The sequence below is a fragment of the Mesorhizobium bavaricum genome (assembly GCF_056781655.1).
The window spans coordinates 4,051,792-4,074,874 of the sequence record NZ_CM165566.1 but is presented as its reverse complement, the minus strand read 5'-3'; the positions used below and the strand labels follow the sequence as shown (position 1 = coordinate 4,074,874).

Annotated in this window: 20 protein-coding genes, 1 pseudogene and 1 riboswitch; of the genes and pseudogenes, 10 read left to right on the top strand and 11 right to left on the bottom strand. The window is 63.4% G+C overall.

Features of this window, described 5'->3' with window-relative positions:
• Positions 1 to 2 precede the first annotated feature (2 nt).
• The 6 genes from AC1RZR_RS20030 (at position 3) to AC1RZR_RS20005 (ending at position 4,783) form a co-directional block, all read left to right on the top strand.
• On the top strand, positions 3 to 1,130 hold the full coding sequence (locus AC1RZR_RS20030) for an S-(hydroxymethyl)glutathione dehydrogenase/class III alcohol dehydrogenase (protein ID WP_481825717.1): 1,128 nt from the start codon (positions 3 to 5) through the stop codon (positions 1,128 to 1,130).
• Between the two features lie 68 nt (positions 1,131 to 1,198).
• Positions 1,199 to 1,768 (top strand): S-(hydroxymethyl)glutathione synthase, encoded by a 570-nt coding sequence (gene gfa, locus AC1RZR_RS20025; protein WP_481825716.1) that lies wholly within the window; start codon positions 1,199 to 1,201, stop codon positions 1,766 to 1,768.
• 67 nt (positions 1,769 to 1,835) lie between these two features.
• Positions 1,836 to 2,303, top strand: coding sequence for a YaiI/YqxD family protein (locus AC1RZR_RS20020; protein ID WP_481825715.1), 468 nt, complete (start codon positions 1,836 to 1,838; stop codon positions 2,301 to 2,303).
• A gap of 30 nt (positions 2,304 to 2,333) precedes the next feature.
• Positions 2,334 to 3,011 carry a DUF1345 domain-containing protein gene (locus AC1RZR_RS20015; RefSeq protein WP_481825714.1) on the top strand — a complete coding sequence of 226 codons (678 nt, stop codon included), beginning with the start codon at positions 2,334 to 2,336 and terminating at the stop codon, positions 3,009 to 3,011.
• Positions 3,012 to 3,108: 97 nt separating this feature from the next.
• Positions 3,109 to 3,990 carry a cytochrome b/b6 domain-containing protein gene (locus AC1RZR_RS20010; RefSeq protein WP_481825713.1) on the top strand — a complete coding sequence of 294 codons (882 nt, stop codon included), beginning with the start codon at positions 3,109 to 3,111 and terminating at the stop codon, positions 3,988 to 3,990.
• 1 nt (position 3,991) lies between these two features.
• On the top strand, positions 3,992 to 4,783 hold the full coding sequence (locus AC1RZR_RS20005; protein ID WP_477279287.1) for a molybdopterin-binding protein: 792 nt from the start codon (positions 3,992 to 3,994) through the stop codon (positions 4,781 to 4,783).
• A 56-nt stretch (positions 4,784 to 4,839) separates the two neighbouring features.
• On the opposite strand, the gene AC1RZR_RS20000 is transcribed toward AC1RZR_RS20005, so the two are convergent.
• Positions 4,840 to 5,841: a hypothetical protein gene (locus tag AC1RZR_RS20000; RefSeq protein WP_481825712.1), complete on the bottom strand. Its 1,002-nt coding sequence runs from the start codon at positions 5,839 to 5,841 to the stop codon at positions 4,840 to 4,842.
• Between the two features lie 185 nt (positions 5,842 to 6,026).
• Positions 6,027 to 6,113, top strand: a riboswitch (glycine riboswitch).
• A 149-nt stretch (positions 6,114 to 6,262) separates the two neighbouring features.
• Between AC1RZR_RS20000 and gcvT the strand changes: the two genes are divergently transcribed.
• From gcvT to gcvP, 3 genes and pseudogenes are all read left to right on the top strand, one after another.
• Positions 6,263 to 7,363: a glycine cleavage system aminomethyltransferase GcvT gene (gene gcvT, locus AC1RZR_RS19995; RefSeq protein WP_481825711.1), complete on the top strand. Its 1,101-nt coding sequence runs from the start codon at positions 6,263 to 6,265 to the stop codon at positions 7,361 to 7,363.
• Positions 7,364 to 7,368: 5 nt separating this feature from the next.
• The gene (gcvH, locus tag AC1RZR_RS19990) at positions 7,369 to 7,737 is read left to right on the top strand and encodes a glycine cleavage system protein GcvH (RefSeq protein ID WP_379104044.1); all 369 of its coding nucleotides are present in this window, start codon (positions 7,369 to 7,371) and stop codon (positions 7,735 to 7,737) included.
• Between the two features lie 17 nt (positions 7,738 to 7,754).
• Positions 7,755 to 10,564 (top strand): annotated as a pseudogene (gene gcvP / locus AC1RZR_RS19985) (aminomethyl-transferring glycine dehydrogenase).
• On the opposite strand, the gene AC1RZR_RS19980 reads toward gcvP, so the two are convergent.
• The 10 genes from AC1RZR_RS19980 to cpaB all read right to left on the bottom strand — a co-directional run bounded on the left by AC1RZR_RS19980 (position 10,565) and on the right by cpaB (position 20,748).
• Positions 10,565 to 11,740 carry a GGDEF domain-containing protein gene (locus AC1RZR_RS19980; RefSeq protein WP_481825710.1) on the bottom strand — a complete coding sequence of 392 codons (1,176 nt, stop codon included), beginning with the start codon at positions 11,738 to 11,740 and terminating at the stop codon, positions 10,565 to 10,567. It lies immediately after the preceding pseudogene.
• Positions 11,741 to 11,905: 165 nt separating this feature from the next.
• Positions 11,906 to 12,376, bottom strand: coding sequence for a tetratricopeptide repeat protein (locus tag AC1RZR_RS19975; protein ID WP_481825709.1), 471 nt, complete (start codon positions 12,374 to 12,376; stop codon positions 11,906 to 11,908).
• A 165-nt stretch (positions 12,377 to 12,541) separates the two neighbouring features.
• Positions 12,542 to 13,387 (bottom strand): PA3715 family protein, encoded by an 846-nt coding sequence (locus AC1RZR_RS19970; RefSeq protein ID WP_481825708.1) that lies wholly within the window; start codon positions 13,385 to 13,387, stop codon positions 12,542 to 12,544.
• Between the two features lie 65 nt (positions 13,388 to 13,452).
• Entirely contained in the window at positions 13,453 to 14,415 is a 963-nt protein-coding gene (locus AC1RZR_RS19965; protein WP_481825707.1) for a type II secretion system F family protein, read from the bottom strand.
• 1 nt (position 14,416) lies between these two features.
• Positions 14,417 to 15,382, bottom strand: coding sequence for a type II secretion system F family protein (locus AC1RZR_RS19960; RefSeq protein WP_481825706.1), 966 nt, complete (start codon positions 15,380 to 15,382; stop codon positions 14,417 to 14,419).
• A gap of 5 nt (positions 15,383 to 15,387) precedes the next feature.
• A complete protein-coding gene (locus AC1RZR_RS19955) occupies positions 15,388 to 16,809 on the bottom strand; it encodes a TadA family conjugal transfer-associated ATPase (RefSeq protein ID WP_481825705.1) in 1,422 nt (473 codons plus the stop codon).
• Positions 16,806 to 18,020 carry a CpaE/TadZ family protein gene (locus tag AC1RZR_RS19950; protein ID WP_481825704.1) on the bottom strand — a complete coding sequence of 405 codons (1,215 nt, stop codon included), beginning with the start codon at positions 18,018 to 18,020 and terminating at the stop codon, positions 16,806 to 16,808. Before AC1RZR_RS19950 ends, AC1RZR_RS19955 begins: the two co-directional genes overlap by 4 nt.
• Positions 18,021 to 18,069: 49 nt before the next feature.
• Complete coding sequence (locus AC1RZR_RS19945; RefSeq protein WP_481825703.1) at positions 18,070 to 18,339, bottom strand: hypothetical protein; 270 nt, start codon at positions 18,337 to 18,339, stop codon at positions 18,070 to 18,072.
• A 4-nt stretch (positions 18,340 to 18,343) separates the two neighbouring features.
• Positions 18,344 to 19,789 (bottom strand): type II and III secretion system protein family protein, encoded by a 1,446-nt coding sequence (locus AC1RZR_RS19940; protein ID WP_481825702.1) that lies wholly within the window; start codon positions 19,787 to 19,789, stop codon positions 18,344 to 18,346.
• Between the two features lie 32 nt (positions 19,790 to 19,821).
• Entirely contained in the window at positions 19,822 to 20,748 is a 927-nt protein-coding gene (cpaB, locus tag AC1RZR_RS19935) for a Flp pilus assembly protein CpaB (RefSeq protein WP_481825701.1), read from the bottom strand.
• 238 nt (positions 20,749 to 20,986) lie between these two features.
• Between cpaB and parE the strand changes: the two genes are divergently transcribed.
• Positions 20,987 to 23,041 (top strand): DNA topoisomerase IV subunit B, encoded by a 2,055-nt coding sequence (gene parE / locus AC1RZR_RS19930; protein ID WP_477279260.1) that lies wholly within the window; start codon positions 20,987 to 20,989, stop codon positions 23,039 to 23,041.
• Positions 23,042 to 23,083: the final 42 nt, after the last annotated feature.

Genomic DNA, 23,083 nt, shown 5'->3' with positions numbered 1-23,083 from the left:
TGATGAAAACCCGCGCCGCAGTCGCAGTCGCCGCCGGAAAGCCGCTGGAGATCATGGAGGTCGACCTCGACGGTCCGCGCGACGGCGAGGTGCTGGTCGAGATCAAGGCCACCGGCATCTGCCACACCGACGAGTTCACGCTGTCGGGCGCCGATCCCGAAGGCCTGTTTCCGGCCATCCTCGGCCATGAGGGCGCCGGCGTCGTCGTCGATGTCGGCAAGGGCGTCACCTCGGTCAAGAAGGGCGACCACGTCATCCCGCTCTATACGCCCGAATGCCGGCAGTGCCCGTCCTGCCTGTCGCGGAAGACCAACCTGTGCACGGCGATCCGCGCCACCCAGGGCCAGGGCCTGATGCCCGACGGTTCGTCGCGCTTCTCGATCGGCAAGGACAAGATCTTTCACTATATGGGCTGTTCGACCTTCTCCAACTTCACCGTGCTGCCCGAGATCGCGCTGGCCAAGGTCAATCCCGACGCGCCCTTCGACAAGATCTGCTACATCGGCTGCGGCGTCACCACCGGCATCGGTGCGGTCATCAACACGGCCAAGGTCGAGCAAGGCGCGACCGCCGTCGTCTTCGGCCTCGGCGGCATCGGCCTCAATGTCATCCAGGGCCTGAAGCTTGCCGGCGCCGACATGATCATCGGCGTCGATTTGAACAACGACAAGAAGCCTTGGGGCGAGAAGTTCGGCATGACGCATTTCGTCAATCCCAAGGAGATCGACGGCGATGTCGTGCCTCACCTCGTCAACATGACCAAGCGCGGCGCCGACCAGATCGGCGGTGCCGACTACACCTTCGACTGCACTGGCAGCACCAAGGTAATGCGCCAGGCGCTGGAAGCGTCGCATCGCGGCTGGGGCAAGTCGGTCGTCATCGGCGTCGCCGGCGCCGGCCAGGAAATCTCGACACGGCCGTTCCAACTGGTCACTGGACGCACCTGGATGGGCACCGCCTTCGGCGGCGCGCGCGGCCGCACCGACGTGCCGAAGATCGTCGACTGGTACATGGACGGCAAGATCCAGATCGACCCGATGATCACCCACACGCTGAAGCTCGAGGACATCAACAAGGGCTTCGACCTCATGCATGAGGGCAAATCGATCCGAAGCGTCGTCGTTTACTGAGGAGGAGAAAGCCGCCGACCGAAGGGCCAGCGACTGAAGTTGCACAGGGTTCAACAAGGGAGGAATAAATGCCGGAAAAACTGCATCCGAAAATCGACAATGGGCTGCCTAAGGAAAGCGCGAGCTTTGCCGGCGGCACGCTGGTCTGCGCCTGCACCAGCAAGCCGGTGAAGGTGAAGGTCAAGGGCCAGATCGCCCACAACCATGCCTGCGGCTGCACCAAATGCTGGAAGCCGGAGGGCGCGGTGTTCTCGGTCGTTGCCGTGGCTGGCACCGGCGACGTCACCGTCACCGAGAACGGCGACAAGCTCAAAGTGGTCGACCCCAGCGCGCTGATCCAGCGTCATGCCTGCACCGGCTGCGGCGTCCACATGCACGGGCCGGTCGAGCGTGATCATCCATTCAAGGGCCTGTCCTTCATCCATCCTGAGCGCTTCGAGGAGGACGGCTGGTCGCCGCCGGGCTTTACCGCCTTCGTCTCGTCGATCATCGAATCCGGTGTCGATCCGAAGCGGATGGACGGCATCCGCGCGCAGTTGAAGTCCATCGGGCTGGAGCCCTATGACTGCCTCAATCCCGGCCTGATGGACTATATCGCCACCTGGACGGCGAAGAAGTCCGGCGCCTTGCCGGGGTAGCAGCCGATTGGATCACATCCATGGGGCCGGACGAAATCGCCCGGCCCCATATTCATTGGAACCCACGATGCCCGCACCGTCAATTCTCGTCGACGCCGATGCCTGCCCGGTCAAAGCCGAGGTCGAAAAGGTCGCCGAGCGCCACGGCGTCGTTGTCACCTATGTCTCCAATGGCGGCCTGCGGCCTTCGCGCGATCCGATGGTCCGCAACGTCGTGGTGTCTAAGGGCGCTGACGCCGCCGACGACTGGATCGTCGACAATGCGCACGCCAACGACATCGTGATCACATCAGACATTCCGCTCGCCGCCCGTGCGGTGGCGCTCGGTGCCCATGTGCTCGGGCCCACCGGGCGCCCGTTCACGCCGGAAACGATCGGCATGGCGGTGGCGATGCGCGACCTCAAGCAGCATCTGCGCGAGACCGGCGAAAGCAAGGGCTACAATGCCAGCTTCGCGCCGCAGGACCGCTCGCGGTTTCTCGGCGAACTCGACCGCATCTTGCGGCGCGCCCTCAAATCCGCCACACCGCAGTAGAAACCGAGCGCCATCCAAGGGGGCGACGCCATGGCTGCCGAAACCCCGACGAAGAACCCCATGCAGCGCCACATGCTGTTCGCGATGTCGTTCGGCTTCGGCGTTGTGGCACTTGTCGTGGCGTTGCTGCTGCATGCCTCACTCGCCTATTCGATCGGCGCCAACGCATTCTTTGCCGCCTACGTCATCCTTGTCGTCGGCCAGATGCCAAAGTTCACCGGCAGGTATCTGAGCAAGAATGCGCGCGCCACCGACCAGCCGGTGCTGGTCATCTTCGCGGTGACGCTTGTCGTCGTCGGCGTTGCCACCTTCTCGCTGTTTCAACTGATCAACCAGAAAGACAGCGCTCACCCTGTCGAGCTTGGCTTTGCGCTTTTGTCGATCCCGCTCGGCTGGTTCACCATCCATGCCATGGCAGCTCTCCATTATGCCCATGTCTACTGGATGGACGGCGATGCGGTCGACGCCGAAACCAAGAAGAAAATCCCGGTCGGCGGCCTGCTGTTCCCAGGCGACAAGCGGCCGGAAGGCTGGGATTTCCTCTACTTCTCGACGGTCATTGGCATGACCGCGCAGACTGCCGACACCAACATCTCGACAACGCATATGCGTTGTGTCGTGCTTGTCCATTCGATCCTGTCGTTCTTCTTCAACACGGTGATCGTCGCCGCGGCCGTCAATCTCGCGGTCAGCCTGGGCAGCCCATAATAATTCCGTGATCGGATGAAACATCGGTTTGGTTGGCGACGTATCAGGAGGACAATGAACGCGCAGGCCACGCCGCGAGGCCGGGAGACGAGACAAGATGGAATCGGTTGCCAGAAGCCAAGCCGCCGCCGGACCGGATGCGCCCGCTTCGAATGACACAACGCTGATCTATCGGCAGTCGCGCTGGACGCGGCTGACGCACTGGATCTGGGCCATCTCGCTGTTCTTCATGCTGCTGTCCGGCCTGCAGATTTTCAACGCCCGCCCACAGCTCTACATCGGCAAGCAGTCGGGCTTCGACTACAACAACACCATCTTGGCCATAGGCGCCGAAAACACCGACGCCGGCACGCGCGGCTATACCGAAATCTTCGGGCGTCGCTTCGACACCACAGGCGTGCTCGGCTGGTCCGGTCCGGCCGGCAACGAAACGGCGCGCGGCTTTCCGTCCTGGGCGACCATCCCGTCCTATTATGACCTCGGCACCGCCCGCGTCATCCATTTCTTCTTTGCCTGGATACTGACCACGACCTTGATCGTCTGGCTGGTCGCCAGCACTGTGAATGGCCATCTGCGTCGCGATCTGGCGCCGCGCCTCGACGATCTCAAGCGCCTGCCGCAGGACATCGTCGACCACGCCAAGCTCAAATTCCACCACACGCGGGAATACAACACGCTGCAGAAGATGGCCTATGGCGGCGTGCTGTTCGTGCTTTTGCCGCTGATGATCATCACCGGCCTGGCTATGTCGCCCAGCATGAACTCGGTGCTGCCGTTCCTCAACGATCTGCTCGGTGGCCGGCAGACGGCGCGCACCATCCATTTCACCGTCATGGTGCTGCTGGTCGCCTTCTTCGTCGTCCACATTCTGATGATCCTGGCTGCTGGCCCGATCAACGAACTGCGCTCGATCATCACCGGCTGGTACCGCACCGATCCTCCCGCACAGGGCGACAATTCCACCGAGAGGAGTGCGTGACATGGGTAAGTTCCAGATCAGCCGCCGGAAATTCCTGACGGGTGCCGGCCTTGGCGCCTCCGGCATCATGCTGTCGGGCTGCGACGCTTTCGACAGCCAGCTTAGCATTGGCAGCGGCCTGCGCAGCTTCCTCGAAAACGCCAATGGCCTGACATACCGGGCGCAACGCCTGCTTGCCGGCCGCGATGCGCTGGCGCCGGAATTCACCGAGGCCGATATCCGCCAGCCGCAGCGGCCGAACGGCGTCACGGCGCCGGACGACGACGTCTACAAGGGTCTACTCGCCAACAATTTCGCCGACTGGCGGCTGGAGGTTTCGGGTCTTGTCGAAAAGCCGCTGTCACTTAGCCGCGAGCAATTGATGACCATGCCGAGCCGCACCCAGATCACCCGCCACGACTGCGTCGAAGGCTGGAGTTGCATCGCCAAATGGACCGGCACGCCGCTGTCGCTGGTGCTCGACCAGGCGGTGGTCAAGCCGCAGGCCCGCTACGTCATGTTCCATTGTCTCGACACGATCGACCGCAGTCTCTCCGGCGACATCAAATACTACGGCACGATCGACCTGATCGACGCCCGCCACCCGCAGACGATCCTTGCCTATGGGCTGAATGGCAAGCCGCTGCCGGTCGAGAACGGCGCGCCGCTGCGTGTCCGCGTCGAGCGTCAGCTTGGCTACAAGATGCCGAAATATCTCTACAAGATCGAGCTGGTCGACGGCTTCGCCAATGTCGGCGGCGGCAGGGGTGGCTATTGGGAAGACAATGGCTACGACTGGTACGGTGGAATCTGAACCGCAAAGCGCAAGATGATGATCGGCCCGGGGGCGTAGCGAGCGCCGCCGCGTGTTCAGGCTACCTTGTCGAGCAGCGGCTTCAGCGCCGGGTGGATTTCTGGCGAGGCATGCTTGATCAGGGTCAGCAGCGCGCGCTCGTTCTCGTACAGCGGCCTGTCCGCCCCGATGTGCTCGATCAGCCAGCTGGCTTCGCCGGCATCGATCGTCTCGGCGCGGCGCGCCAGGGCTTCAGTCGCCCTGTTCTTGGCTTCCCACTCGGCCTCGATGTCGTCGGGGGACCGGTAGGCCTCCATGATGCCGGCGAGGCCGCCGGAGACCATGCGGCTGAAGAAGCCGCCGATTTCCGGATCGGCGGCTTCCAGGAAGGCATCACGGCGCAGCGCCACATCGCGTGTCGGCGCCTCATAGCCGGCCGAGCACATGACGAAATTGGCGATCGCCTTGACGAACAGATCGTTCCAGGACGGATCGTTCTCGGCCTGGGCTGTCCGCTCATTGATCTTGAACAGCACTTCGGCCTCGGCACGGGTGATGGCGATGTTGCCGTCACCGCCATGGGCGTGGAGGATCCGGCGCAAAAGCTCGACCTCCGCCTTGGCGATCAGTCCGGGAACCAGCGCACCGCCAAGCATGAGCGGCCCCTTGCCGTCGATGACGGCGTGGGCGACCTGCTCCAGCGCATAGACGCAAAGCTGGCTCGGCGACGATCTCGCCTCTTCCAGCACATGGACCAGCAGCTCGAGTTCGGTGCGGCTGTCGACCATGCCGTCTCGCGAGATCGTGCGGATCAGCCACTCGGCATTGTCCTGCGAGATGTAGCCCGACGGCTTTTCCTGGTGGACGATGTAGTCGGTGACCGCTTCGACGAAAAAGCCCGGCCATTCCTGGCACTTCTCCTTCGCCGTGGCGTCGAGCGCGAACAGTGCCTCGGCCTCGCCGCGCGTCACCACGCCATCGCCGAACACTTCATGGCGCAACATGGCCACGTCTTCCCTGGTGATGCGGCTTTTCGAGGTCAGCCCCGCCACCGGCGCACTCATGATCAATTCGCCCATTTGTCGTCCCCGTCCGCTGCCGGCAAGCGCCGGCGCAAAGCCTCATGGCTGCCAACATATCAGCAGTGTCTTGAAAATCCGGCAAACGGCGTGGTTAGCGAAGACTTGTCAGCAACACGTCGCAGGCAGGTGACAATGTGTCGTCGACGGGCTATGGATGACGAGTCGAGGGCTCTTGCGAGTCCTACCTGTTTGCGGGAGAGAGCAGCGAAAGCTGCCGCCGAAGGGGAAATCGCCCGAAATCTCTCAGGCAAAAGAACCGTAGACGGGAAAGACACTCTGGAAAGTCGGGGCTTGCCCCCGCGCCGAAGGTGTAAGCGCCGCTGACAGAGTTCCGGTTGCGCGAGTCTCTCAGGCTTCAGACAGAGGGGCACGGACTGGTCGCCATTCGCGGCCGATTGCGTGCGACTCTGGAGATGACATGACGGGCGACGACACCAAACACCTTCCCCTGGAAGATATCCACGTAGCCGCCGGTGCACGCTTTGGCGCCTTTGCCGGCTGGTCGATGCCGCTGACCTATCCGGCCGGCGTCATGAAGGAGCATCTTCACACCCGCGAGCATGCCGGCCTGTTCGACATCTCGCATATGAAACTGTTCGAGATCAGCGGGCGCGAAGTGGTTGCGTTGCTCAACCGCGCCTGTCCTGTGGATGCCGGCGCGCTCGAAATCTCGCAGTCCAAACTGTCCTTCTTCCTCAATGAAGCAGGAGGCATTCTGGACGACCTGATCGTCACCAGGCTGGGCGACCAGCGCTTCATGGTGGTCGCCAACGCAGGCAACGCCGTGGCCGACGAAAAGCATTTGCGTGCGCTTGCCGCGGATTTCGACGCCAGGGTCGAGCCACTCGATCGCGTCTTCCTTGCCGTCCAGGGCCCGGAAGCCTGGGCAGCCCTTTCCCGCGCCGGCATCGAGACCGGCTCACTGCTGTTCATGCATGGGGTCGAGCCACGGCAGAACTGGTTCATGAGCCGCTCCGGCTACACCGGCGAAGACGGTTTCGAGATCGGCCTGCCAGAGACAGATGCGCGCGACCTCGTCGCGAAATTGCTCGGCGATGAGCGCGTGCTGTGGATCGGCCTTGCCGCTCGCGACAGCCTCCGACTGGAGGCTGGGCTGTGCCTGCACGGCCAGGACATCACACCGGAGACCGACCCGGCCAGCGCCAGACTGACGTGGGCGATCCCGAAAGATATCCGCGCCTCCGGCGCTTTCATCGGCGCCGACGCCCTGCGAGCCGCCGTAGAACGGGGACCCGCGCAAAGGCGGGTTGGGTTGAAGCCGGAGGGCCGCCAGCCGGTACGCGCCGGCGCCGCGCTCTTCGATGCCGACGGCAATCCCGCCGGTCATGTCACGTCAGGCGGCTTCGGCCCCTCGGCCGGCCATCCGGTAGCCATGGGTTATGTCGCAACGCCGCTGGCAAAGCCCGGCACACGGGTTTTCGCCGACGTGCGCGGCACGAAAATCCCTGTCGATATCAGCTCCCTGCCCTTCACACCGCATCGCCACCGCAAAGGATGAATCCGATGGCAAAGACCTATTTCACCGAAGATCACGAATGGCTCCGCGTCGAGGGCGGCATCGCCACGGTCGGCATCACCGACTACGCGCAGGAGCAGCTTGGTGATCTCGTCTTCGTCGAACTGCCCGAAACGGGCAAAAAGCTCGCCAAGGGCGATACCGCCGTGGTGGTCGAGTCCGTCAAAGCGGCATCCGACGTCTACGCGCCGGTCGACGGCGAAATCACCGAGGCCAACGGCACGCTGTCGTCTGATCCGTCGCTGGTCAATTCGGCGGCAACCGGCGCCGGTTGGTTGTGGAAGATGAAGCTGGCCAATGAGAGCCAGTTGGAAGGCCTCATGGATGAGGCCGCCTACCTGGCCCACATCGGCTGAAAGCAGGACCAAAAAAGATGACCGCAGCACTCACCCCCTTCTCGGCCCGCCACATTGGCCCCGGCCTCAACGATGTCAGAGCCATGCTGGCCGTGATCGGCGTTCCCTCGGTTGAGACGCTGATCAGCCAGGCCGTGCCGAGATCGATCCGCCTCGACTTGCCGCTGAACCTGCCCGTGCCGGCCAGCGAAGCTGAAGCCCTGGCCGAATTGTCAGCGACGATGGCAAAGAACACGGTGTTGAAGAGCTTCATCGGCGCCGGCTATCACGGTGTCGATGTGCCGCCGGTGATCCAGCGCAATCTGTTCGAGAACCCGGCCTGGTACACGGCCTACACGCCCTACCAGGCCGAGATCAGCCAGGGCCGGCTCGAAATGCTGTTCAATTTCCAGACCCTGGTCGCAGAGCTGACCGGTCTGCCGGTGGCTTCGGCCTCGCTACTCGATGAAGCCACCGCCGTCGCGGAGGCGGTCGGCATCGCGCTGCGCCATCATCGCGACAAGCGCACCAAGGTGGCGCTGGCCGGCACGCCGCATCCGCAGACGCTGGATGTCGTGCGCACCCGCGCAGAACCGCTCGACATCGAGATCGACGGCGAGACGATCGACGACAACACCGCCGCCCTGCTGGTCTCCTGGCCGGACACGTTCGGCGTCTATGGCGACCACAAGGCAGCGATCGAGAAGGCTCGCGCCACCGGCGCACTGGTCATCTTCATTGCCGATCCGCTCGGCCTGACGCTGACCGACGCACCGGCGAAACTCGGCGCCGACATCGCCGTCGGCCCGATGCAGCGCTTCGGCGTGCCGATGGGCTTTGGCGGCCCGCACGCCGCCTATTGCGCCGTCTCCGACAAGCTGACCCGGCTGATGCCCGGCCGCCTCGTCGGCCAATCGACCGACAGCAAGGGCCGCCCGGGCTATCGTCTTGCGCTGCAGACGCGCGAGCAGCACATCCGCCGCGACAAGGCGACCTCCAACATCTGCACCGCGCAGGCGCTGCTCGCCAATATGGCGACGGCCTATGCCATCTGGCACGGCCCTGCCGGATTGCAGGCGATCGCCGGACGCATCCATGGGCTGGCCAACCGCCTGGCCGCCGGTCTAAAGGCAGCAGGTGTTTCGGTGCTCGGTGCCAGCCGCTTCGACACGGTGACGGCGGAGGTCAAAGGCAAGGCCGCGGCAATCGCATCTGCCGCTGAAAAGACCGGCCGGCTGTTGCGCATCATCGACGCCGACCATGTCGCCGTCTGTTTCGACGAGACCTCGACCGATGCCGATGTGGAGGCGATCGCCGCGCTGTTTGGCGCCAAGGCTGGGACCGCCGCTGCCAGCACCGTGCCTGGCAAGCCGCGTGGCAAGGAGTTCCTCACCCAACCCGTCTTCCACGAGAACCACTCGGAAACCGAGATGATGCGCTTCCTGCGCCGGCTGGCCGATAAGGATCTGGCGCTCGACCGCGCCATGATCCCGCTCGGATCCTGCACCATGAAGCTCAACGCCGCCGCCGAGATGATGCCGGTCAGTTGGCCAAGCATTGCCAATCTCCATCCCTTCGCACCGGCCGCGCATTCAGCTGGCTATCGCGCCATGATCGGCGAACTGGAAGGATGGCTGTCGGAGATCACCGGCTTCGCGCCGTCACCTTGCAGCCCAATGCCGGCAGCCAGGGCGAATATGCCGGCCTGCTTGCCATTCGCGGCTACCACCGCTCGCGTGGCGACAGCCATCGCACCGTCTGCCTGATCCCGTCCTCGGCGCATGGCACCAATCCGGCGAGTGCGGCGATGGCGGGCATGAGCGTCGTCGTCGTGCGCTGCAGCGAGGATGGCAATATCGACATGGACGATATGAGGGCCAAGGCCAATGAGCATTCAAGAAATCTCGCGGCGCTGATGTTCACCTATCCCTCGACGCATGGCGTCTACGAGGAAGGCGCGCGCCACCTCTGCGCCCTCATTCACGAGCATGGCGGCCAGGTCTATTTCGACGGCGCCAACCTCAACGCCCTGGTCGGTCTCGCCCGCCCCGGCGACATCGGCGCCGACGTCTGCCATATGAACCTGCACAAGACCTTCTGCATCCCGCATGGCGGCGGCGGCCCGGGCGTCGGCCCGATCGGCGTCAAGGCGCATCTGCAGCCGTATCTGCCGGGCCACGTCACCGAAGGCTCGGGCCATGCGGTGTCGGCCGCCCCTTTCGGCAGCGCTTCGATCCTGCCGATCACCTGGATGTACATCCGCATGATGGGCGCTTCCGGCCTGAAGCAGGCTACGGAAACCGCCATCATCTCGGCCAACTATGTGGCGACGCGGCTCGCGCCGCATTTCCCGCTTCTCTACAAGGGCAGGCACGATCGCATCGCGCATGAATGCATCCTCGACACCCGCGTGCTCAAGGACAGCGCCGGCATAAGCGTCGACGACATCGCCAAACGGCTGATCGACTATGGTTTCCATGCGCCGACCATGTCTTTCCCGGTCGCCGGCACGCTGATGGTGGAGCCGACCGAGTCCGAGCCCAAGCGCGAACTCGACCGTTTTTGCGAGGCAATGATCGCCATCGCTGGCGAGGCCGCCAAGGTGGCCAAGGGCGAATGGCCCTTGGCCGACAACCCGTTGGTCAATGCACCGCACACAGCCGCCGAGGCACTGGCCAGCCAGTGGAGCCATCCCTATTCGCGGCTGGAGGCGGCCTACCCCGCCGGTGACGCCGACACAGCAGCCAAATACTGGCCGCCGGTGTCGCGCATCGACAATGTTGCCGGCGACCGCAACCTGGTCTGTTCCTGCCCCCCGCTGTCGGACTATCTGGGTGCGGCGGAATAACTACGCTGAGCGCAAGGCCGGCTTCACCGGTTCGGCCTTGCCCGTCCTTTTGCGGCTGATGACGCAATTTCGCCCGGCGCGCTTGGCGGCATAGAGCGCTGCGTCGGCCTCGGCCAGCACGTCATCGAGGCTGCGGCCGTCGGCCTCGCCAAAGCCGATGCCGCCGCTGACCGTGCTGCGCAACGGACCAATCTGGGTGGCAACGATTTCGGTGCCGAAGGCGACGCCGATCTTGCTGGCGAGATCGTAGGCCCTTTCATCCGTCATCCGCGATATGACAACGGCGAATTCCTCGCCGCCGAGGCGAAAGGCGTCGACGCCGGTTCTGGCATATTTCTTGATGACCGCGGCGAAGCGGCACAGGACCTGGTCGCCGACCGGGTGACCGTAGACGTCGTTCGTCCGCTTGAAGTGGTCGAGGTCAAACATGACGACGAACATGAATGGACCGAAACTCCGCTCCCCATAGAGCGATTTCAGCGCCCGACGGTTCATCAACCCCGTCAGCGGGTCGGTCATGGTCTCGGCCTTCAGCTCGATCTGCGCCTGCAGATGATGGAGGGAGAGCGTCAACGCGCCGAGCCCGGTCATGCAAGCCACCGCCACCACGGAATTCAGCCGTTCGGCCCAGTTGTCGGGTGCGACCGCGAGCACCCACTGCCCCCTGCCCAGCAGAACCATGCCACAGAGCGCAAAGGACACCGCACAGGTGCCGCTCAGAAACGAAACCACCAGCAGGATCCGGCGATCATGGCTGCCGTTGATCCAGAACATCGCGCCGATCGCCGACAGCAGCGCCGTTACCGTCGCGTAGGTGATGATGAAGCCGACACCATCAAGGCCGATGAAGGTCACGGCCGCACAGACCGCCATGGCGGCAAGGGTCGGTGCAAAGGCCCGTCGATAGCCGGGCACGCCGAGATATTGCATGGCCGACAAGCAGATGATCAGGAACCCCAGGCTCAGCAGCACGAGCACGACCTGGCAGAGCAATGGATCAGGCTGCTTGGTGTATCGCCAGAACAGGATCACATGCGCGACGAGCACCAGAATGCCGCACGCCACGGTCAGGACGAAGCCCGCCTTGGGCGCGGTGCACCAGATCGCGAACATGGTAGCGCTCAGGCAGATCCCCGACAGCGCGGCCGCGAGCAGGAGCGAACTGAAGTCCAACATGTCAGGCGAGAGCCTCTCGAGCGTCGGTGGGTGCGCTGCATTCTAGGTCAGCGGCAGCCCTCGGATACGGTTTTCGGCCGACCTTTCGACGCAACCTGCGGATAGGGTTTACAAAGCGTCGATGCCCTGTGTCCCGAAACCGCACCCTTGGACGCGACGACCGGATCAGCCCTTGTTCAGCAGAGCGAGATTGGCGTTGACGACCGTGGCATCGGCCATGCCGGCCTTCGCTTCGAGCAGCAGCGCCTTGGCTTTCTTGCGATTGCCACGCAACAGTTGCGAATAGCCCATGTTGTTGACGATCTGCGGCTTGCGGCCGGCGACTTTCAAAAGCTGGTTGTAGGCACGGTCAGCAAAGTCGAAGCGGCCAAGCTCGTCATACGAAGCGGCGAGCCCCATCCAGGCTTCGGCATTGTCGGCCTTCAACTCGACAGCCTTGCGGAAATGCTGTTCGGCGAGGCCGTAATTGGCGTCGCGAAACTGCGCCTTGCCTTCCGCCAGTTCGGAGGCGTCGATGTCCTTTGCCGCCGGTTGGATGGCGGTGGTCTTGGTCGTATCGACGCTGCCCGTCGTACAGCCAGACATAATCAAGACGGCCGCCAACGCGGCCATTGCCGAGAAGTTACTGTGACGCATGCCCCTGCCTCATCGCCCGATTTGCCGGGTCGTTCTTCGGGAAACACACTACATCCGAGCGATTAAACTTCGGTGCCGAAATGCGCTTAAAATTAGGCTTCGGGCACACCGGCCATTAACCACCAGGCCGCGAACCTCCGAGTGAAGACCTGTTTTCCCGCGTTCTCACGGTCCCAAGGCTTTGAGCGCCGCCGGAACCGGATAGCGGCTGCCGTCATAGCGCAGCCGATAGGTCCGCTTTACGGACTTGCCGGGATGGGACTGGCACTCACCATTCTTGTCGGGCAAGGGATTGTCGGTATCCGTCCGCTGGACCACGGTGATGTCGTGGTAGCCATGATGTTTCGCCGAGCTCATCGCCAGGCTGACCTGGCTGGTATGAAAGGACCCGGCGCAATTGGTATCGCCTTCGCCGCCATTGTCGGCCACGACGAGGCCGTCGAGCACCAACCGCAGGGCATTGCCGTCGAGGGCATAGAGCCGCAGGTCGGTTTCGCTGAAGGGATTGGGCAGCGAATTGTTTGCCATTTCGATGCGCAGGCCAAAGGCGGTGACATCGGGCGACAGCGTGTAGCGGCCGGTATCGAATTCGATCTTGCGGATGGCGACGGCATCATCGTTCATCAGCCCCGGCTGCAGCAGGCGCTGGCGCACCTGCCGGCTCGTCCTGTCGACAACCAGAAGCTCGATATCGCCGACATGCTCGCCGTCACTGGATTTGGCGCTGTCGATCAGCGGCACTGCGACCAGCAGCAGGTCGTCATGCGCCGGCCAGATCTTGCAGACCACCCCCGGCCTATCGTAATCCGTGAGCGCCAGGGCGATGCTGATATCGGGTTCGAGCGTCAACGCGGCGCTGTCGCTGCTCTTCCGGGCCTTGGGATAGGCCTGCTGCACGAGGGCGACAACATCGCCGCAATCGCCGGCCGCGGCCCAGGCTGGCGACAGACTGGCTGTAGCGAGACCTAGGAAGAGGGTGCGCAACAGCATTCGCATGGGCTTCTCACTCATTTGCGGACTTTGCCGATCCCGATGTAGGGCTGTTCAGGCCGGGCCCACCTGAATATCAGCATTTCCTAGTGCGTCGTCATTTTGACGATGATCGGAATGATCGCAATCATCAGCACCACCGGCAGGATGCACACCGTCACCGGCACCGACATCTTGGCCGGCAGGGCGTGCGCCTTCTCCTCGGCCAGCGACATGCGCTTGTGGCGCATTTCATCGGAAAAGACGCGCAGCGCCCCCGACAGGCTGGTGCCGAGCTCCTTCGATTGCTGCAGCAGCGTGGCGAAGGACCGCACCTCGTCAAGGCTGAGGCGGTCGGCCAGCGCCTTCAGCGCATCGTCGAGGCTGCGCCCGGCCCGCAGTTCCAGCGACACGAGCTGCAGGTTCTGGCTGAGCGCGGGATAGGTCTTGGCGAGTTCCTTGGAGACGCGCTCGATGCCAGCCTCCATGCTCATGCCGGCATCCGAGCAGACGATCATCAGGTCCATGAAATCGGGAAAACCGTTGCGGTATTCGCGCCGCTTTTCCCGCCCCCTCTGGCTCAGCACGAGGCCAGGGAAGAAATAGCCCGCCACTCCCGACAAGATGACGAAGGCCCAGCGGCTGGCCATCGTCGAGTCGGGGCTGCCCAGCCATTGATTGAGCACAAATGCGCCGATCGCTGAGCCGACCATCGCGGCGAAGCGTACGAGAAAGAACATGCCGACCGCACGCGGCTCCATGTAGCCCGCCTGGATGAGCTTCATGCGCAGCCGGGCGACATTTTCCGGATCGCTCTTGGCGTAGAATTCCTGCGCCCTCTTCACCGCCTTCTCGCGCACGATGCCGGCATTCTTCTTCTGCACCGGCTCGGGCTTCGCGGCCACGGGACCGTCATCCACCTTGAGTCGGCGCTTGACCTCGTTGTGATCGCTCTTCGCCGTCACCATTGGCCAGGCAACCGCGACAGCGCCCAGAGCCAGCAGCAGGACGGCCGCCGGCATCAGCGAGGTCGGCGCAAGCGAAGCGAGGAATTCGATGAAGCCTTGCATGTCAGAACCTGAAATTCGACATCTTGAACATCATCAGATTGCCCAGCATCAGCCAGGCGATTGAGCCGCCAATCAGGTACCAGGTCTTCGGCTCACCCCAGACGTCGCGGTAGAAGCCCGGCATCAGTGCCATGATGGCGGCAAACAGCAGCGCCGGTATCGCCGTCAGGATGTAGGCCGACATGCGGCCTTCAGTCGAAATGGCGCGCACCTTGCGGCGCAGCTTGCCGCGCTCGCGGATCGTCAACGCCAGGCCGTCGAGGATTTCGCGCAGATTGCCGCCCGAACTGCTCTGGATCGAGACGGCGGTAACGAACAGCGGCAGGTCCTCATGGCCGACCCGGTCGAACAGCGAATTCAAGGCCGTAACCAGATCCGACCCATAGGTCACCTCGTCGGCGATGACGCCGAACTCGGTGCCGATCGGGTCGGGCATTTCGCGCGACACCATGGCGATCGCCACCGGCACCGGATGGCCGGCCTTCAGGCCACGCGTGATCAATTCCAGCGCCTCCGGCAATTGCGTGCCGAACCTCTTCAGCCGGCGGCCGCGTTTGAAGCGCAGCGCCATCACCGGCAGCACCGGCACAAGCATGACAAACAGGATAAGCCCGAGCAGCGGCGGCATGCCGTACCAGATGGCCGCCAGAGCCGCGGCGAATGCCACGCCACAGGTGATCATCAGGAATTTCGGCAGCGGCATGATCATGCCCGACTGGGTTCGCAGGGCGCGGAACCGGTCCGGCGAAAACAGCGACGTGCCCGCATCCAGGCCGCGCTCCTTGCGCAGCTGGACAAGCACTTGCTCCTGGCTGATCCTTTTGTCCTGCAGTTTCATGCGCCGGTTGATCGCGGTACGCTTGTCGCTGCGGCCGGCAAAAAGCAGGTAGCAGGCTTCGGCGATCAGGATGCCGGTAAGCGCTGCCGTGGCATAGACGATGTAGATCGCGCTGAGTCCGTCGAACACCTGGGCTACTCCTGCGGCCGGCCGGGTTCGAAGTATCGTCCGGGGAACTCGATGCCCATGGCGCGCAAATCCTCGAGGAAACGCGGCCGGATGCCGGTCGCCTCGTAGTGGCCGAGGATCTTGCCATCGGCCTCCATGCCGGTGCGCACGAAGCGGAAGATCTCCTGCATCTGGATGACGTCGCCTTCCATGCCGGTCACCTCGGCGACGCTGGTCACCTTGCGCTTGCCGTCGGACAGGCGCGTCAGTTGCACGATGAGGTCGAGCGCACTGGCGATCTGGCTGCGGATCGACTGCACCGTCATCGGCATACCGGTCATGCCGAGCATCTGCTCGAGGCGCGAAATGGCGTCGCGCGGCGTGTTGGCATGGATGGTCGCCATCGATCCCTCATGGCCGGTGTTCATCGCCTGCAGCATGTCGAAGGCTTCCTCGCCACGGCACTCGCCGAGGATGACGCGATCTGGGCGCATGCGCAGCGCGTTCTTGACCAGATCGCGCTGCTTCAGCTCGCCATGGCCTTCGATGTTGGCGGGACGCGTCTCCATGCGCGCCACATGCGGCTGCTGCAGCTGAAGCTCGGCTGCATCCTCGATGGTGATCAACCGCTCATCTTCCGGGATGAAGGCCGACAGCGCGTTGAGCATGGTCGTCTTGCCGGTGCCGGTGCCGCCCGAAATGATCGTCGTCTTGCGGGCATGCACGGCCGCCGCCAGCACTTCAGCCATGTTCTGGGTGATGGCGCCGAATTCAACCAGCTTGTGCAGGCCGAGCTTGTTCTTGGAGAACTTGCGGATCGACACAAGTGGCCCGTCGACCGCGACCGGGCGGATCGCCGCGTTGAAACGCGAGCCGTCCAGCATACGCGCGTCGACCATCGGCTGCGATTCGTCGACCCGGCGGCCGACCGCGGCGACGATCTTGTTGATGATGCGCAGCAGATGCGCCTCGTCCTTGAAAGGAATATGGACCGGCGTCAGCTTGCCCTTCTTTTCGACAAAGCAGTTCTGGTGGCCGTTGATCAGGATGTCGTTGATATCGGGGTCCTTGAGCAGCGGCTCCAGCGGACCGAGGCCGACCATCTCGTCGACAATGTCGTCGACCAGCGCGTCAAGCTCGACGGTGTTGATCGCCATCCGCTCCTGCTTGGTCTTTTCCGACACGAAATCATGCACTTGCCGGCGCATCTCGTCCTTGGGCAAACGCTCCAGCGCGACAAGATTGATCTCCTCGAGCAGCAACCGGTGGATACGCACGCGCGCATCGAGAACCTTGTTGGCATTCTTTGCCGGTGTTGCTTCCGACTTTGCCGGCAGCGCCTTTCGGTTGGTCGGAATGACGACCGCATGATGCGCGACCGGCATTGGTTCGGCGGCGCGCTGCGGGCGCGCATCGCGGTTCTGCAGGGTGGAAAAGCGGCTGGTCATCCGGCCTTCCTCTTCAGCAATCCCCGGCCCATGCCAAACAGCGAGCGCGACTTCGTCCGCGGTTGGACTGCTTCCTCCGGCAGGATGATCTTCTTCAGATCGTTGATGACATTGGCGTTCGGGTCGATCTCGTGCAGCGGCACGCCGCGATCGACCGCCTCGCGCACCAGCCGGTAGTTGTTGGCGATACCGCCGACGAAATGCTCACCGAGGATTTCCTGGACGTCCGCCTGCTTGATGCCGTTGTCGAACATCTTCTGCTCGAAACGGTTGACGATGACGTTCGGCTTCACTTCCTTACCGACGGTCTCGTAGACCGCCTGGATCAGGCGCTGCGTGTGGCGCAGACACGGCACCGTCATTTCGGCGACGATATAGAGCTTGTTGGAACCGAGCAGCACGGTCTCCGTCCATGGAAACCAGGTGCGCGGCATGTCGATGACGACATTGTCGAAATAGGCCGAAACAAGGTCCAGCATGCGCACCACGACATCGGTCTTGAACGAGCGCATTTCCGCCGGATGCGTCGGCGCCGCCAGCACGCAAAGCCCGCTGGCATGCTTCGACAGCATCACGTCGAGCAGTTGCCGGTCGAGGCGTTCGGGCTGGTTTTCGATCTCGGTGATGTCGAAACGCGGTTCGAGGTCGAGATATTCGGCACAGGCGCCCTGCTGGAAATTGAGGTCGACCACGCAAGTCGACGCGCCGCGCGTCACCGAGTGGTGCAGCTGAAAGGCGGTCTGGAGGGCCAGCGTCGTGGTGCCGACACCGCCCGCAGCCGGCATGAAGGTGTAGATCTGCGACTCGGTGTTCTCCTCGCGCCCGGGTCCCTGCAGCGCCCGCACCACGGAGCGCACCAGGTCAGCGGTGGTGATCGGCTTGACCAGGAAATCCGCGACCTTGAGCTGCACCAGGATACGCACGGCGGCGGCATTGAACTCCTGGGTGACGACGACCACCGGGACCTTGTCCTCCAGCCGGCGCATGATGCGCTGCAGCGACTCGACCTCCTCCAGCCTTGCCGCATCCATGTCGACGATGATGGCGCCGAAGTCGGCTTCCTGAATCTCGCCGCGCAGCTCCGTGATACTCTTTTCCACTGTCGAGAGCTGGATGATCTCGGAGGCGGCGAATGCGGTCCGCGTATCCTGCACAAAGGTCCTGTCGGTCGATACGAGCAGGATCTTCCTGGTCTTGGTGCCGTTTGCCATTCTGTCAGCCTGTCAGGTCGATCGACCGTTGAATCAGTTGCCCGCGAGATCAGTTGCTTGTGGTGGATTGCGACGCCTTCGCGCTGGCCGCCTGATCGGGGGTGATGACCGCCGCTTCGCCGCGCTGGGCGGGAACAAGAAGTTTTGTGTTCTGGACACCGTATTTCCAGGGATCGACCATCTGCATGGCGGTGTTGGCGGCTTGCGCATTGCCAGCGGCGGACGACACCCCTTCGGTGCGCACATAGTCGTCGCTGGTGCAGCCGACGGCGAGGCCGGCCAGCAGCAGGGCGATGCTCGATCTCAAGACCAGACGCATGGTTTCAATCCTTGGGCAGGTCGAGGAAATGCCCGACCGTGGTAACGGCAGCCGGCTGCGCGACACTGCCGCCGGCCATGGCCAGCGCGCGATTGGTGTCGGACGTCTTCACTTCCTCGGTGTTGTTGAGAAAATAGTCGACGTTGCTTGCCGGCTGCGTACCATCGGTCGGTTCGACGAGCTTCTTTGACGGGTCGACCGGCTTGACCAGATAGGGGGTGACGATGATGACCAGATCGGTCTCACGCCGCTGATAGGATTTCGACGAAAACAGCGCTCCAAGCACGGGCATCTTGCCGAGGCCGGGAATGCGCGACGTGGTGATGTCGTTTTGCGACTGCAGCAGTCCGGCGATCATGAAGCTCTGGCCGTTCTTCAGGTCGACGGACGTCCTGGCGCGGCGCACGATGAAGCCGGGCACCGAAATGCTGCCGATATTGTAGGAGGATGACGCGTCGATCGACGAGACTTCCGGCGCGATGTCCAGGCTGACCAACCCGTCCTTCAGCACCGTCGGGGTGAAATCCAGGCTGACGCCGTATTTCTTGTAGCTGACGGAGATCTTGCCGTTGTCCTCGGAAACCGGGATCGGGAATTCGCCACCGGCGAGGAAGCTTGCCGTCTGGCCCGAACGGGCGATCAGGTTAGGTTCGGCCAACCGACGCGCCAGGCCGCGCTCTTCCAGCGCCTTGATGGCGATATCGATCGACACACCGTCCGACAGCAGCCGGCCGATGATCTCGCCGGTGCCGGCCGCCGGCACCGTGCCCGGTTCGATCGAGACATCGCGTCCGCCGAGGCCGTAGGCGAAATTGGCGCTGTATTTGGCCCCGAGATCCTGGCCCGCCTGGCGGTTGATCTCGACGAAGCGGACGTTGAGCTGGACCTGCTGCGACGACGAGATGTTGACCGAGTTGATCACCTCTTCGGTGCCGGAAAAGCGCGTCGCGATCTTGTTTGCCTTTTCGGCGGCGACCGCGTCATCCGCCTCGCCCGACAGCACGACACGGCCATTGGCCGAGCCGACCTTGATCCTGGCGTCCGGCACGCTGGCGCGGATGGTGCTGGCCAGCTGGTCGGTGTCGAGCGTCACCTCGATGTCGACAGTGCCGACAAGCTGCTTCTTCTCATCGAACAGCGCAATGCCGGTGGTGCCGAGATTGTTGCCAAGCACGTAGAAGGATTTGTCGGTCAACGGATTGACGTTGGCGATCTCCGGATCGCCGATGACGATCTGGTAGAAGGCGGCGTTGGTCATGATCGTCTTCGGCTTGCCCTTGGCCACCTTGATCGAGGCATTCTTGGTCGACGACACGTAGACGATGTCGTTGTCGGCCCTGGCCGAGGTGCCGAACGCCAGCATCCCGGCAGCAGCCAGCGAAGCCGCGACAGCCACGGTGCGCAAAACGCGCAACCGTCCCATGATCCGATATGTGATCAGCCCGAACATTGTCCCGTCCCTCACCCAGTCCCCACTGGCTTCTATTTCTGGTCCGGCGAAGGAACCTGGTATTCCTCGGCCTTTGTGCCGCGTGTCACGATGACCGTCTTGAATTTCGGTTTCTCCGGCCCTTTCGCCACGGCATCGAACAACGAACTGGCCGCCGCCTGCACATTCGAAGCGACCGAACCGCCGAAGGAAGAGATGGTGGTGACGCCGTTCTTGCCGTCACCGCCTTCGCTGGCGGAGCGAAGCGACAGCGACAGCGTGCCGACGGTGCGGGCAAGCGCCACTTTCTGCGCGCCTTCGGTCGTCACCTCGATGGTCACGGAATTGGCAATCTGCGGCGTGGTCTGGCGCGAGTCGGCGCCCTGACCGACGCTCAGCACCTTGGCATCGGAGACGACGATCTCTGAAGTGACCGTCGAACCGGCAGCGCCTTGCGCGTTCTTGGCCACTTCCTGGATTTCACCGGCATCGCGCGTCAGCACGACATCGACCCGGTCGCCCGGCGTCACGAAGCCGCCGACACCGGCAATCTCGTCGGTGCGAATGGTCACCGCCCGCATTCCGGGCGTCAACATATTGGAAAGTGTCGCGCGGCCATTGGGCCCGGACAGCTTGGTGAGCAGCACCGGTTCGTTGACTTCGATCGGCGTCAGCACCACGCGATTGCCGTCGCCAAGCAGCCCATCGATGGTCGGGAAGGCGCCCTGCGGCAGGGAATCCTGCGGCCAGGGGATTTCGCTGAGCTTGGTGCGGTCGAGCTCCATGCCATAGCGCAACGGGGCATTGGCCACCACGATGGTCTTGAACTCGATTTTGGGTGCCGCGGGAGCGGCGATCGACGCCGTCTTCTCTTCGCTATCGGCCCTGGCCTGGCTCTTGACCCAGAAATCCGCCGCAAAGATCGAGATCGCGCCGAAAACGGCGGCGATGCCGATCATCGATATGGCCTTGCCCCTCACGCCGAAACCCCTGATAGCCCGTAGTTTCTTGTTTTGTTGGGCTCACGCTAGGCGGCATTGTTAAAGAATCAGGAATCTTGTGCGGCGGCATTTGACCTATTTCCGCCGGCTTGGTTATCGAATGGTTTTGGGTTAAGACGGGGCAATCCCCCGAACGGAACAGGAACCTCCGTCGCTTGGCGCTGAAAAGCGTGGCAGTATCGCGAGGTGATTCGCAGCATCGGACTCTATGGCAGGCATGGACGACAACAACGACCTTTTCGGCAATCTGGACAAGCAGCCGCCGCCGGTGCGCACGCCGGCGCGCCCGGCCGATCCGCTGGTGCAAGCCACCAAGCGTCCTGCCGCGACCAAGGATGGCAGCGAGGGCTATAGCGCCGCCGACATCGAGGTGCTGGAAGGGCTGGAGCCGGTGCGCCGCCGGCCAGGCATGTATATCGGCGGCACCGACGACAAGGCGATGCACCACCTGTTCGCCGAGGTCATCGACAATTCGATGGACGAGGCGGTCGCTGGCCATGCCACCTTCATCGATGTCGAACTCTCGGCCGACGGCTATCTCGCCGTCACCGACAATGGCCGCGGCATCCCCGTCGATCCGCATCCGAAATTCAAGAAGCCGGCGCTCGAAGTGATCATGACGACGCTGCATTCGGGCGGCAAGTTCGACTCCAAGGTCTACGAAACATCAGGCGGCCTGCACGGCGTCGGCGTTTCCGTGGTCAATGCGCTGTCGGACCATCTCGAGGTCGAGGTCGCGCGTGGCCGCCAACTTTATCGCCAGCGCTTTTCGCGCGGCGTCCCGGTAACCGGCCTGGAGCAGCTGGGCGAGGTTCACAATCGGCGCGGCACAAAAATCCGCTTCCATCCCGACGAGCAGATTTTCGGCAAGGGCGCGGCATTCGAACCGGCGCGGCTCTATCGCATGACGCGCTCGAAAGCCTATCTGTTCGGCGGCGTCGAAATCCGCTGGACCTGCGACCCGTCGCTGATCAAGGAAAAGGACCAGACGCCGGCCAAGGCCGAGTTCCATTTTCCTGGCGGCCTGAAGGACTATCTCAAGGCATCGCTCGGCGACGAGTTCCAGGTGACGCGCGAAATCTTCGCCGGCAAGAGCGACAAGCAAGGCGGCCATGGCTCGCTCGAATGGGCGGTGACCTGGTTTGGCGGCGACGGCTTCATCAATTCCTACTGCAACACCATCCCGACCGGAGAAGGCGGCACCCACGAGGCCGGCTTCCGCAACGTGCTGACACGGGGCCTGCGCGCCTATGCCGATCTCGTCGGCAACAAGCGCGCCTCGATCGTCACCTCGGAAGACGTCATGATCTCGGCGGCGGGCATGCTGTCGGTGTTCATCCGCGAGCCGGAATTCGTCGGCCAGACCAAGGACCGGCTGGCGACCATCGAGGCAATCCGCATTGTCGAGACCGCGATCCGCGATCCATTCGACCATTGGCTGGCCGACAATCCGCAGGAGGCGTCGAAGCTGCTCGAATGGGTGATCGCGCGCGCCGACGAGCGGGTTCGCCGGCGCCAGGAAAAAGAAGTGTCGCGCAAGAGCGCGGTGCGCAAATTGCGGCTGCCGGGCAAGCTCGCCGACTGCACGCAAAATGCCGCGGCCGGCGCCGAACTGTTCATTGTCGAAGGTGACTCGGCTGGCGGCTCGGCCAAGCAGGCGCGCGACCGCGCCAGCCAGGCCGTGTTGCCGCTACGCGGAAAAATCCTCAATGTCGCCAGCGCCGGCAACGACAAGCTCGCCGGCAACCAGCAGATTTCGGACCTGATCCAGGCGCTCGGCTGCGGCACGCGGTCGAAATATCGCGACGAGGATTTGCGCTACGACCGCGTCATCATCATGACCGACGCCGACGTCGACGGCGCCCACATCGCCTCGCTGCTGATCACCTTCTTCTACCAGGAGATGCCGGCTCTGGTGCGTGGCGGCCACCTCTATCTGGCGGTGCCGCCGCTCTACTCGATCCGGCAAGGCGGCAAGGTCGCTTATGCCCGTGACGACGCGCACAAGGACGAGCTGCTGCGCACCGAATTCACTGGGCGCGGCAAGGTCGAACTTGGCCGCTTCAAGGGTCTGGGCGAGATGATGGCCGCACAGCTCAAGGAAACCACCATGGATCCGAGGAAGCGCACCTTGCTTCGCATCGATGTCATCGATGCCGAGGCCGCGACCAAAGACGCCGTCGACGCGCTGATGGGCACCAAGCCGGAAGCCCGCTTCCGCTTTATCCAGGAACGCGCCGAATTCGCCGCAACGGAAGTGCTGGATATCTAGGCGCCCGCCGGTCCATAACAGGCTCAACTTGCGGAGACGGGC